Here is a 10,734-nt window from a genome sequence, read left to right on the forward strand (position 1 = left end):
CACAGGCCACCCGCAGTCACATCGCACGATGCCTGCGCATCAGGAGTTGCTCGATCCCGGACCGATCCGTTCGATCCCCTCCAGCCCGGTCTGGCGCGTCCAGTTGCCCTCCATCCAGTTGGAGAACGTGTCTGCAATGAGGATGCTGTAAGGGCCGGGGGCCACGGCCTGTTCCATCAATCCGCCCGGCGACAAATGCGCCGCCAATGGCGAGACGATCAACTCATACCCCGGAACCCCGACCTGAGAGATCAGGAAGGCCTTGAGCAAGAACATCAGAATGCCAAGCGCCGCGAAATAGCGCACAACGCCCGCCGCGAATGCAACGCGGCGATCCCGGCGGAGCGCTCGCAAGTTTGGGTTGGTCTTTAATTGATGCCGCAGAACCGCTTCGCGTCGCGCATCGAAATCAATCATCTGTTGAGGTGTCATACCCGCTGACCTTGCTCTGCCTAACCCGATCCGATTCTTCGGACAGGTTAGATAAAACCAAGCAAATTAGGCACAACTTTGGCGTGAGACGGGCAATCCCGCGTCAGTCGCGTTTTAGGGTCAGCGTCGCCCAATCGCCGATATCTTCGCGATGCGCCAGCGTGAACCCTTCGGCAAGATAGGCGGCCAGAACCGTCTCCGCCTGCTCGACCAGAAGCCCCGACAGGATGGCATACCCCCCCTGCCCGACCATGCGCCCCATATCGGGCGCAAGCGCGATCAACGGGCCCATCAGGATATTGGCGAAAACCAGATCATAGGGGGCCGCGGCCTGCAATTCCGGGTGATCGAACCCGGTCGCTTCCAGACAGCGCACGCGCCCATCCAGACCGTTGGCCGTGACATTCGCTTCGGCCACGTCGACAGCGATGGCGTCGATATCGCTGGCCAGCACCGGGTCGGGCCAGATCTTGGCCGCGCCCATGGCCAGAACGGCGGTGCCGCAGCCAATATCGGCGACGCGCTTGCCCCGGAACCCGGCCGAGTCCAGCCGGTCGAGCGCCCGCAAACACCCCAAGGTTGTGCCATGATGGCCCGTGCCAAAGGCCATGGCCGCCTCTATCAGCAGACCCACGCGGCCCTCGGGCAGCTTGTCGGCATCATGGCTGCCATAGACGAAGAAGCGCCCCGCCTCGACCGGCGAGAGGTCACGCTTGACCTTGGCCACCCAGTCGATTTCCGGCAGTTCGGATACGACGAACGCTTTCGCGCCAAAGGCTTGGGCCAGAAGTGTCAGCTCCACATCGTCCGGCTGGTCGACGAAATAGCCGCCCACTTCCCAAAGCCCCGACCCGTCTTCCATTTCGAACACCCCCACGCCTGTGGGTTCCGGGTCCATGTTCTCCATCGCCTCGGACAGGGCATAGGCCGAAGCCTCGGAATTCAGGGTCGTGATCGCGGTAAAGGTGGGCATGGACGTGCTTTCAAGCCAAGACAGATGCCGCCGCGATACAGGCGGCCTTGCGCCGGGTCAAGCAGCGCAGGGCCGTGCGTGTCAGACCGACAGGCCGATGGGGCAACTCACCCCCGTGCCGCCAATCCCGCAATAGCCGTTCGGGTTCTTGTGCAGGTATTGCTGGTGGTAATCCTCTGCATAGTAGAACTCTGGCGCGGGCAGGATTTCGGTGGTGATCGCACCGTAGCCAGCTTGCGCCAAGCGCGGCGCATAAGCGTCGCGGCTGGCGGTCGCGGCGGCCAGTTGGGCGTCATCATAGGTATAGATGCCAGAGCGATATTGCGTGCCCCGATCATTGCCCTGCCGCATCCCTTGGGTCGGGTCGTGCCCTTCCCAAAACTTGGCAAGCAGGCCTTCGTAACTGATGACCGCCGGATCAAAGATCACGCGCACCACCTCATTATGCCCGGTCTGGCCGGTGCACACCTCTTGATAGGTGGGGTTCGGGGTGAAACCGCCCGCGTAGCCCACCATGGTCAGCCACACGCCGGGCGTCTGCCAGAAAATCCGCTCGACACCCCAGAAACAGCCCATGCCGAACATGGCCTGCGCCATGCCCTCTGGCACCGCTGCCTTCAGCGGGAGGCCTGAAATCGCGTGGCGTTCAGCGGTGGCGATGGGCGAGGGTCGCCCCGGCAACGCCTGCGCGGCGTCGATCATCTGGGTTTTCTTGGGGCTGAAGCCGAACATCACGCTCTCCTATTTGCTAAGGGTGAAGATATGCCAGCTTGGAAAAAGCGCAAGATCACTCGCCGGGTCGTGACAGGCTGAACACGTCACGCACCACGGCGTAATCGCGGTAGCCGCAGCGCGCCAGCGGCTGGAAGCGGGTGATGTCGAACTGCCCGTCCACAATGCAATCGTCGCGCAGATGCACGCCGACCACCTCGCCCACGACAAGGAAATTCGCGGACCCCTCCAGCTTTATGATCTGACGCATCTCGCATTCCAGCGCGGCGGGCGCGCCCGCCACGCGCGAGGCGGCGATCACACGGCACTCTTCGCGGGCAATTCCAGCATGGTCGAATTCATCCACCTCGCGCGGCCATGGGCCAGAGCTTTGGTTCATCGCATCGCGCGCAGCGTATTCCACCACGTTCACGCAAAACACGCCCGTTTCGCGAATATTGGCGACAGAATCCTTGGTGCCGTCGCGGTCCGGCTTGGCGCTGGTGGACGCGAACATCACCTGTGGCGGCGTATAGGCCACCGCGTTGAAAAACGAATAGGGCGCAAGATTGTCCTGCCCATCTGCACCACGGGTCGAGATCCAGCCAATCGGGCGCGGGGCGACGATGGCATTGAACGGGTTATGCGGCAGACCGTGGCCTGTCTTGGGCTGGTAGAACATGGCGATTTTCCTTTGGTTTGCGCATTACCTAGTGCCATGCTAACCGCGCGGCCAGACCATGCGGGATGGGCCCATGCAGTTATCATGCGAAACACCGGCCGACTGGTGGGAGGTCGAGGCGCTTTACGACCTGTGCTTTGCACCGGGGCGCACGGCGCTGTCATCCTACCGGCTGCGCGACGGGGTCGACCCGGTGGCCGAGCTGTGCCTGCTGTTGCGCGACGACAGCGGCGTCGCCGCCGCGATCCGCTACTGGCCGGTTCAGGTCGGCGGCGCGCCGGTGCTGTTGCTTGGCCCGATTGCCGTGCACCCCACCCACCAGAGCGAGGGCTTGGGCGCATGGCTGATGCGCGAATCGCTGGACCGGGCGCGCGCTCTGGGCTGGGCGCGGGTGCTGCTGGTGGGCGACGCGCCCTATTACGGGCGCTTCGGCTTTGCCGTCTTGCCCGAAGTCACCATGCCACCCCCGACCAATCCGGCCCGCGTTCTGGGGCTGGAACTTGTGCCGGGGGCATGGGCAGGCGTTCGCGGCCCGGTGGAAAAGGTTGCGGGCGCGCCCGGTCACTCGACCAGGGATGCCACGTAATCCAGAAGCGCCGGGCGCGCGCTGTCCAGACCGCGCGCTTTCACCCGCGCGATCAGTTCCGACACCTCGTTCAGGTTCGAGCGGCGGATGAGCGACTTGACCGGACCGATAGAGGCCGGACGCATGGACAAGGCCGGAATGCCGATGCCGGCGAAAGCCAGCGCATCGACCGGGCGGCCCGCATCTTCCCCGCAGAAGGTGAGCGCTGTTCCAGACTCGTGGCAGCGGTCGACCACCAACTGCAAGAAACTCAGGAAGCTGATATTCAGCGTGTCGTAGCGGCGGCGCACCAATTCGTTCTCGCGGTCGGCTGCGAAGAAGAACTGCTTCAGGTCGTTGCCGCCGATGGAGATGAAATCGACCGCCTCGAAGAAACTGTCGGGTGCATAGGCCAGCGATGGGGTTTCCAGCATGGCGCCGACCTTGGTTTCGGCTGGAAGCGGATGACCCAGACGGCGCTCGCGGTCCAGTTCCCGGTTCAGCATATCGCGCGCGCGCGTGAATTCTTCGCCCGTGGACACAAGCGGGAACATCACGCTGAGCGGCCGACCGGCTGCCGCCCGGATCAAGGCCTGCACCTGCATCCGCAGCACGCCGGGCTTATCCAGCCCCACCCGCAATGCGCGCCAGCCCATCGCCGGGTTGGGTTCATTCGGGCGCTTCATATAGGGCGCGACCTTGTCCGACCCGATGTCGAGCGTGCGGAAATGCACGGCCTTGCCCGCTGCGGCGTCGAGCACGCGCGCATAAGTCGCGACCAGTTCCGACCGCCGGGGCATCCGGTCGCGCGTCAGGAATTGCAGCTCTGTGCGAAACAGCCCGACTGCTTCGGCCCCCGATGTGGGCAGCGACGGCAGATCGGCCATCAGGCCCGCGTTCATCTTGAGTTTGATCTCTGTCCCGCAGCGCCCCACCGCCGGTTTGTCGCGCAGGCTGGCATAACGCTCCTGCGCCTTGGCCTGCATCGCCACCTTGTCCCGGAAGGCGCTTGTCACGCTGTCATCGGGGCGCAGATGCACCACGCCTTCGGTGCCATCGACAAGGATGTGATCGCCGCTGAGTGCATCGGTGGTAATGCGGGGCACGTTCAGCACCAAGGGAATGGCCAGCGCCCGCGCCACGATGGTGGCGTGACTGCCGACCGCGCCTTCCTCCAGCACCACGCCGCGCAGTTTGCGCCCGTATTCCAGCAGATCGCCGGGGCCGATATTGCGCGCCACCAGAATGGCGCGGTCAGGCATCTCTGCCCCCGTTTCTACCCCCTGCCCGGTCAGGATGCGCAGCAATCGGTTCGACAAATCGTCCAGATCGTGCAGCCGGTCGCGCATATACTGGTCTGGCACCGTTTCCAGACGGGCGCGGGCGGCGGATTGTTCCTTTTCAACCGCCGCTTCGGCAGACAGGCCCAAACGGATGTCTTCTTCCATCCGCTTCAGCCAGCCGCGTGAATGGGCGAACATCTTGTAGGTTTGCAGAACCTCCTGATGTTCCTTGTCGCGGCTGGCGGCCACGGCCAACATGTCATCGACAGAGCCGCGCAGCTTCTCGATCGCCTCGTTCAGGCGTTCGGTTTCCGCCTGCGAGTCGTCATTGACCAGATTGGTGATGACCACGCGGGGCTGATGCAGCCAGACATGGCCCTCGGCCTCGCCCTCTTGGCCAGTGACACCGCGCAACGTGGCCGCCTGCTTGTGGGTCGAGGCAAAGCTCGTGCCTTCGCCCACGAAGGCGCCGAGCTCTGTCATCTCGGCGATGACCATGGCGACTACTTCCAGCCCGTAGACCTCATCATCGGTGTAGTTGCGCGCCTCTTTCGATTGCACGACCAGCACACCCAGCCGCTCGCCCAGCCGCTGGATCGGCACACCAAGGAAAGACGTGAATACTTCTTCGCCGGTCTCGGGCATGTAGCGAAAACCCGGCTCTGCCGGCGCGTTGGCCGATTGCAGCGGACGGGCCAGCCGCGCCACCTTGCCCACCAACCCCTCGCCGATACGCAGGCGGGTTTCATGCACGGCACTGGGGCGTAGACCTTCGGTTGCGCATAGCTCCAGCGTTTCCGAATCGCGCAGCAGGTAGATAGAGCACACATCGGTGCCCATGGACTCTGCGATGATGGTGGTGATCCGATCCAGCCGTTCCTGACCCGGCTGGGCACTGGCCATCTCGTCGCGCAGCTGGCGCAACATGCGGCGGCTGTCGGTTTCCGTTCTGTGGGGCATGGCCCCTCCCGATCCCGTGGCGGGCTTTATCCCGCCTTGTCCAGTTCAAACGCATCATGAAGCGCCTGAACCGCCAGTTCCATATATTTCCGGTCGATCAGCACGGAAATCTTGATCTCTGACGTGGCAATGACCTTTATGTTCACGCCGTCAGCCGCCAAGGCGCGGAACATGCGCGCGGCCACGCCCGCATGGCTGCGCATCCCGATGCCGACGACGGAAACCTTGGCGGCATCCTCGTCGATCTCCAGCGCCTCGTACCGGATCTGGCCCGCGTCGCGCGCGGCTTCCAGCGCTTTGCGGGCGCGGGCCACCTGGTCGACCGGGCAGGAAAACGTCATGTCGGTCACGGGCTTGTCGCTGTCTTGCGCCTTTTCGGAAATGTTCTGAACAATCATGTCCACATTCACACCCGCATCGGCCAAGGGGCCGAAGATGGCGGCGGCAATACCGGGTTTGTCCTCGACCGTGACAAGGGTCAGCTTGGCTTCTTCGCGGCTATAGGCCACGCCAGAGACGACTTTCGATTCCATGATCTCATCCTCATCACAGACCAGAGTTCCTGAAGTTTCGTCGGTCTCGTCGAATGACGAGAGCACGCGCAGCCGCACCTTGTAGCGCATGGCCAATTCGACCGACCGGGTTTGCAGCACCTTGGCACCAAGCGAGGCCAGTTCCAGCATCTCTTCGAAGCTGATCTTGTCCAGCTTGCGCGCTTTCGAGGTGATACGCGGGTCGGTCGTATAGATACCATCGACATCGGTATAGATGTCGCAGCGCTCGGCCCCGAAGGCGGCGGCAAAGGCCACGGCGGTGGTGTCGGACCCGCCACGCCCCAGCGTGGTGATGCGCCCCTCGGGGCTGACACCCTGAAAGCCCGCGATCACGGCAACCTTGAACCCTTCGGCGAATTTCGCATCCAGATTGGTGCGCGGAATATCGACGAAACGCGCGGCGCCGTGCTGGCTGGTGGTCTGGATGGGCACCTGCCACCCCTGCCATGACCGCGCGGGGATATCCATTTCCTGAAGCGTCAGCGCCATCAGGCCCGCCGTCACGTTCTCGCCCGAGCTGACAACGGCATCGTATTCACGAGCGTCGTAAAGCGGCGAGGTCTCGTTCACCCAGCCCACCAGTTCGTTGGTCTTGCCCGACATGGCAGAGACGATGACGATCACGTCATAGCCGCGCTCGACCTCTGCCTTGACCTTGGCCGCCGCATTTCGGATGCGGTCCAGATCGGCAACCGAGGTGCCCCCGAATTTCATCACCAGAAGCGGCATTGCCCGACCTCTTCGCCCCAGAATTTCGCGGCCCTTCTACGCGCGCGCAGGGGCTGGCGCAAGATGCACTGCGCGTCCCGATCCGGCCCGTTGGCGCAAAAAATCGACCCGCTCGGCAATCTCTGCCCGCACCGGGCCGGGCCGGGGTGGGTCGTTCAGCGTGGTTGTCCAGTGCGGTTGCACCTGCCATGCCGGGCCGCGCCGGTTCCAGGACAGGCCGCGCAGAATTTCTTGGGCGGCGTCCGGCAGGTCCGGCCCGGCGTCCAGCCCGTTCAGCGCCCCCCAAACCCGCGTCCAGCACCGCCCTACCGACCAAGGGTTATACCCGCCCCCGCCCAAGACGATGAACCGGGGCGAGAAGTCGCGCAGCGCCAGCGCGGCCTCTGCGTGAGCGTTATTCGACAGCGCAAGCCGCGACAGCGGATCCTCAAGGATCGCGTCAGAGCCGCATTGAAGAACGACCGCTTGCGGCTGAAACCGCTCCAGAAGCGGCAGGATCAGGTGCCGCAGAACATAGGTCATCTCTGTATCGTTGAAGCCACGCGGCACCGGCAGGTTATAGCTGCGCCCGCCGCCGGTATCCTCCAGCTTGCCGGTATAGGGCCAGCGGTTTTCCTCGTGGACAGACACAAGCAGCATGTCGTCATCACCGCCCAAGGCCGCCTCGACCCCGTCGGCATGGTGCGCGTCTATGTCCACATAGGCGATGCGCGTCAGCCTCAGCCGCCGCAGCGCCATCAGGCACAGGACCGGATCGTTCAGGTAGCAAAACCCGTTCGCGCGGTCGGCCATGGCGTGATGCGTGCCCCCGCCCGGCACATGCACGACCCCACCCTCGGCCACCAATTCGGCCGCCAGCATGACGCCGCCCGCGCCCGTGGCGGGGCGGCGGAACATCTCCGGGAATACCGGGTTTGCGGTTGTGCCCAAAGTATGGCGCTTAAATGCCACCTCATCGACCGCTTGCGCGGCCTCTGCCCGCTGTAGCGCCGCGATATAGTCGGGCGAGTGAAACACTGTCAGCGCCGCGGGCTTGGCGCGCGGGCTGGTGCGGTATTGCCCCGGTGCCAGCCAACGCAAGGCGCGCACAAGGTCCATGACAGTCGAGACGCGCGGAATATGCAGCGGGTGCGCCGCCCCGTAGCTGGAGCCGCGATAAATCTCTGACCCGATGAAAATCGGCTTCACGGAAGCGCGCGGCGAATTTCGCTTGTGATCGCGCGTGCGGTGGGGCGCATGGTCGATCCCCAGAAGCCGATCAGCTCGCCCTCGGGCCCGATCAGCGCCTTGTTGAAATTCCAGCTCGGCACTTTGCCATGCTCATCCGCTAACCAGCGATAGAACGGATGCGCTGCTTCGCCACGCACCGGCGTGATCTCGGCAATCGGGAAGGTCAGTCCGGTTTCGACCCGGCAAAACTGCGCCACGTCGTCATTGCTGCTGTATTCTTGGTTGAAATCCTCCGACGGCACGGCCAGCACGACCAAACCGTCATCGCCGAATTCATCATACAGCGCCTGCATGTCGCGATACTGGTGCGTGAAGCCACAAAAGGACGCGGTGTTCACGACCAGAACGGGCTGGCCGCGCCATGCGTCCATATCCAGCGTGTCGCCATTCAGCGCGGTGAATGTGAAGGCCTGCGCCATAGGCGCAACAAGCAGGGACAGGGCGGCAAGGACAAGGTTTTTCATGCGCTAGAGCTTAGCGCCGCGCGCTGTTTCGGCAAGTGGCGCAAATCGGCTTTCAGCTTGAATTGAAGCGGCAGATCGTTATCTGGTCAACTGTTGTTACAGGGCTTTGGCATGATCAAATACACGCTGGATTGCGATCAGGGTCACAGGTTCGAAAGCTGGTTCCAATCCGGCCCGGCCTATGACGACCTGCACGCGCGTGGGCTTGTCACCTGCCCCGATTGCGGCAGCGCGCAAGTGGCCAAGGCGATCATGGCCCCATCGGTGAAAACCGCGAAACGCGCCGAACTGGCTGAAAAACTGCAAGCCCTGCGCGCCGAGGTGGAAGCGAACTCTGACTATGTCGGCCGCGATTTCGTGCGCGAGGCCCGTGCCATGCATCTGGGTGAAGCGCCCGAACGCGCCATCCATGGCGAAGCACGGCTGGACGAAGCCAAGGCGCTTCTGGACGAAGGCGTGCCCGTCATGCCTTTGCCTTTCATCCCGAAGGCCAAGACCAATTAAAAACGCCCGCGGCTGGCAGGCCACGGGCGCAGGGGTTCGACGCGAACCGCATCAGCGGCGGCGGAACCGGCCTTTTGCGACGGCGTCGATATCGGCGCGATCCAGCCCGATATCGGCCAATTCCCGATCGCTGAGCGCACTCAGCTGGGCACGGGTGGTTCGTTGCTCGTTCCAAGTCTTCAAGGTGGCGACCATTGCGCCAAGCGAGAGGCCATGGAAACCGGCAAGAACCTCTGCCGCGGTGTTGCGGCTTTCTGCGTAGAAGGTCATGTCAGGTCTCCGAGAGAAAAGTTTTCAAACTGCTGCATCTTTGTGCATGGGCGGCAGATAGTCTGACATCGGGATCGGCACAACTCAGAGAGTTTGCATGTCCCTTATGCCTTTTTTGCATGGCTTCGCGCGCCCTTACGCCGCTTCCTACTTGGCAGATGTTCGCTTTTCGTGCTAACCATGCCAAAACACGAAAACAGGCAGGCCCAAGACATGATGCGCGTGATCGGCATAGACCCTGGCTTGCGCAACCTTGGCTGGGGCGTGATCGACGTGGACGGGGTGCGGATGCGCCATGTCGGCAATGGCATCTGCCATTCCACCGCAACCGCCGATCTCGCCACGCGCCTGTTGGAACTGCACCGCCAACTGACCGACGTTCTGGCGCGCTTCGCCCCGCATACGGCGGCGGTGGAACAGACCTTCGTCAACAAGGACGCGGTCGCCACGCTCAAGCTGGGCAGCGCGCGGGGCATCGCGCTTCTGGTGCCTGCGCAAGCGGGGCTAGCGGTCGGCGAATACGCCCCGAACGCGGTCAAGAAGGCCGTGGTCGGTGTCGGCAAGGCCGCCAAGGAACAGGTGGACCACATGGTGCGGATGCAGCTTCCCGGCGTAAAAATCGAAGGGCCGGACGCCGCCGATGCGCTGGCCATCGCGATTTGCCACGCCTTTCACAGCCAGACCGCGCAGCGCGCGGCAAAGGTGGTCGGATGATCGGCAAGCTGACAGGCGTGGTCGACATGCGCGGCCCAGACCACGTGCTGCTGGATGTGCGCGGCGTGGGCTATATCGTCCATGTCTCTGACCGCACGCTCATGGCGCTGCCGGGCCCGGGCGAGGTGTGCGCGCTTTATACCGACATGGTCGTGCGCGAAGACCTGATGCAGCTATACGGCTTTCCCACCCTTCTGGAAAAGGAATGGCATCGGGTGCTGACCTCTGTTCAAGGGGTTGGGGCGAAAGCGTCGCTGGCGATCCTTGGCGCGCTCGGGCCAGAGGGCGTGTCGCGCGCGATTGCCTTGGGTGACAGCGGCGCGTTGCGCAAGGCACCGGGCGTCGGGCCGAAACTGGCGCAGCGGATCGCGAATGAGTTGAAGGACAAGGCCCCCGCGCTGATGGCGGCCGACAGCCCGGCCCTGCCCCGGACACCGCCAAGCGACGCGCCCCTGACAGAGCCGTCCATGGCCCCGCGCCCCGCCACGCCTGCCCCCGCCCCGTCCAATGCTGTGGCAGAGGCCATGTCAGCGCTTGGCAACCTTGGCTATAGTCCGTCTGACGCCGCGCGCGCCGTGGCCGAAGCGCAGACCGACCAGCCCGACGCCGACACGCCCGCGCTGATCCGCGCGGCGCTGCGCCTGCTGGCACCGAAAGGCTAGC

At 63.9% G+C, this 10,734-nt stretch carries 13 protein-coding genes; 4 read left to right on the top strand and 9 right to left on the bottom strand.

Features of this window, described 5'->3' with window-relative positions; translation table 11 throughout:
* Positions 1-39: 39 nt before the first annotated feature.
* The 4 genes from J1C52_RS09100 to J1C52_RS09115 all read right to left on the bottom strand — a co-directional run bounded on the left by J1C52_RS09100 (position 40) and on the right by J1C52_RS09115 (position 2,798).
* Positions 40-417: a hypothetical protein gene (locus J1C52_RS09100; RefSeq protein ID WP_227427625.1), complete on the bottom strand. Its 378-nt coding sequence runs from the start codon at positions 415-417 to the stop codon at positions 40-42.
* A 118-nt stretch (positions 418-535) separates the two neighbouring features.
* A complete protein-coding gene (locus tag J1C52_RS09105) occupies positions 536-1,405 on the bottom strand; it encodes a 50S ribosomal protein L11 methyltransferase (RefSeq protein ID WP_227427626.1) in 870 nt (289 codons plus the stop codon).
* Between the two features lie 81 nt (positions 1,406-1,486).
* A complete protein-coding gene (gene msrA / locus J1C52_RS09110) occupies positions 1,487-2,137 on the bottom strand; it encodes a peptide-methionine (S)-S-oxide reductase MsrA (RefSeq protein ID WP_227427627.1) in 651 nt (216 codons plus the stop codon).
* Between the two features lie 55 nt (positions 2,138-2,192).
* Entirely contained in the window at positions 2,193-2,798 is a 606-nt protein-coding gene (locus tag J1C52_RS09115; RefSeq protein WP_227427628.1) for a flavin reductase family protein, read from the bottom strand.
* A gap of 73 nt (positions 2,799-2,871) precedes the next feature.
* Here J1C52_RS09115 and J1C52_RS09120 point away from each other — a divergent pair, with 73 nt between their 5' ends.
* Positions 2,872-3,384 carry a GNAT family N-acetyltransferase gene (locus J1C52_RS09120; protein WP_227427629.1) on the top strand — a complete coding sequence of 171 codons (513 nt, stop codon included), beginning with the start codon at positions 2,872-2,874 and terminating at the stop codon, positions 3,382-3,384.
* On the opposite strand, the gene ptsP is transcribed toward J1C52_RS09120, so the two are convergent.
* Genes ptsP through J1C52_RS09140 form a run of 4 tightly spaced genes read right to left on the bottom strand, consistent with a single transcriptional unit; the run spans position 3,360 to position 8,583 of the window.
* Positions 3,360-5,606 carry a phosphoenolpyruvate--protein phosphotransferase gene (ptsP, locus tag J1C52_RS09125; protein ID WP_227427630.1) on the bottom strand — a complete coding sequence of 749 codons (2,247 nt, stop codon included), beginning with the start codon at positions 5,604-5,606 and terminating at the stop codon, positions 3,360-3,362. The genes J1C52_RS09120 and ptsP overlap by 25 nt on opposite strands.
* A 26-nt stretch (positions 5,607-5,632) precedes the next feature.
* Entirely contained in the window at positions 5,633-6,889 is a 1,257-nt protein-coding gene (locus J1C52_RS09130; protein ID WP_227427631.1) for an aspartate kinase, read from the bottom strand.
* Positions 6,890-6,925: 36 nt separating this feature from the next.
* Positions 6,926-8,077 (bottom strand): acetoin utilization protein AcuC, encoded by a 1,152-nt coding sequence (locus J1C52_RS09135; protein ID WP_227427632.1) that lies wholly within the window; start codon positions 8,075-8,077, stop codon positions 6,926-6,928.
* Complete coding sequence (locus J1C52_RS09140; RefSeq protein ID WP_227427633.1) at positions 8,074-8,583, bottom strand: glutathione peroxidase; 510 nt, start codon at positions 8,581-8,583, stop codon at positions 8,074-8,076. The genes J1C52_RS09135 and J1C52_RS09140 overlap by 4 nt, the downstream gene beginning before the upstream one ends.
* Before the next feature lie 111 nt (positions 8,584-8,694).
* On the opposite strand from J1C52_RS09140, the gene J1C52_RS09145 reads away from it, so the two are divergent.
* The gene (locus J1C52_RS09145; protein WP_227427634.1) at positions 8,695-9,087 is read left to right on the top strand and encodes a DUF1178 family protein; all 393 of its coding nucleotides are present in this window, start codon (positions 8,695-8,697) and stop codon (positions 9,085-9,087) included.
* 51 nt (positions 9,088-9,138) lie between these two features.
* On the opposite strand, the gene J1C52_RS09150 is transcribed toward J1C52_RS09145, so the two are convergent.
* Positions 9,139-9,357 carry a DUF1127 domain-containing protein gene (locus tag J1C52_RS09150; protein ID WP_227427635.1) on the bottom strand — a complete coding sequence of 73 codons (219 nt, stop codon included), beginning with the start codon at positions 9,355-9,357 and terminating at the stop codon, positions 9,139-9,141.
* A gap of 216 nt (positions 9,358-9,573) precedes the next feature.
* Here J1C52_RS09150 and ruvC point away from each other — a divergent pair, with 216 nt between their 5' ends.
* Positions 9,574-10,071, top strand: a complete 498-nt coding sequence (gene ruvC / locus J1C52_RS09155; RefSeq protein ID WP_227427824.1) for a crossover junction endodeoxyribonuclease RuvC — start codon at positions 9,574-9,576, stop codon at positions 10,069-10,071.
* Positions 10,068-10,733 (top strand): Holliday junction branch migration protein RuvA, encoded by a 666-nt coding sequence (gene ruvA / locus J1C52_RS09160; RefSeq protein ID WP_227427636.1) that lies wholly within the window; start codon positions 10,068-10,070, stop codon positions 10,731-10,733. Before ruvC ends, ruvA begins: the two co-directional genes overlap by 4 nt.
* The last annotated feature ends 1 nt before the right edge of the window (position 10,734 follow it).

It is taken from the genome of Roseibaca sp. Y0-43 (genome assembly GCF_020667835.1).
In the GTDB taxonomy this organism is placed as follows: domain Bacteria; phylum Pseudomonadota; class Alphaproteobacteria; order Rhodobacterales; family Rhodobacteraceae; genus Roseinatronobacter.

Excerpts from the sequence above, each read along its gene's own strand:
- J1C52_RS09100 (WP_227427625.1), bottom strand. The coding sequence starts at position 417 with ATGATTGATTTCGATGCGCGACGCGAAGCGGTTCTGCGGCATCAATTA.
- J1C52_RS09150 (WP_227427635.1), bottom strand. The coding sequence starts at position 9,357 with ATGACCTTCTACGCAGAAAGCCGCAACACCGCGGCAGAGGTTCTTGCC.
- ruvA (WP_227427636.1), top strand. The coding sequence starts at position 10,068 with ATGATCGGCAAGCTGACAGGCGTGGTCGACATGCGCGGCCCAGACCAC.
- J1C52_RS09130 (WP_227427631.1), bottom strand. The coding sequence starts at position 6,889 with ATGCCGCTTCTGGTGATGAAATTCGGGGGCACCTCGGTTGCCGATCTG.
- J1C52_RS09120 (WP_227427629.1), top strand. The coding sequence starts at position 2,872 with ATGCAGTTATCATGCGAAACACCGGCCGACTGGTGGGAGGTCGAGGCG.
- J1C52_RS09115 (WP_227427628.1), bottom strand. The coding sequence starts at position 2,798 with ATGTTCTACCAGCCCAAGACAGGCCACGGTCTGCCGCATAACCCGTTC.
- msrA (WP_227427627.1), bottom strand. The coding sequence starts at position 2,137 with ATGTTCGGCTTCAGCCCCAAGAAAACCCAGATGATCGACGCCGCGCAG.
- ptsP (WP_227427630.1), bottom strand. The coding sequence starts at position 5,606 with ATGCCCCACAGAACGGAAACCGACAGCCGCCGCATGTTGCGCCAGCTG.
- J1C52_RS09105 (WP_227427626.1), bottom strand. The coding sequence starts at position 1,405 with ATGCCCACCTTTACCGCGATCACGACCCTGAATTCCGAGGCTTCGGCC.
- ruvC (WP_227427824.1), top strand. The coding sequence starts at position 9,574 with ATGCGCGTGATCGGCATAGACCCTGGCTTGCGCAACCTTGGCTGGGGC.
- J1C52_RS09145 (WP_227427634.1), top strand. The coding sequence starts at position 8,695 with ATGATCAAATACACGCTGGATTGCGATCAGGGTCACAGGTTCGAAAGC.
- J1C52_RS09140 (WP_227427633.1), bottom strand. The coding sequence starts at position 8,583 with ATGAAAAACCTTGTCCTTGCCGCCCTGTCCCTGCTTGTTGCGCCTATG.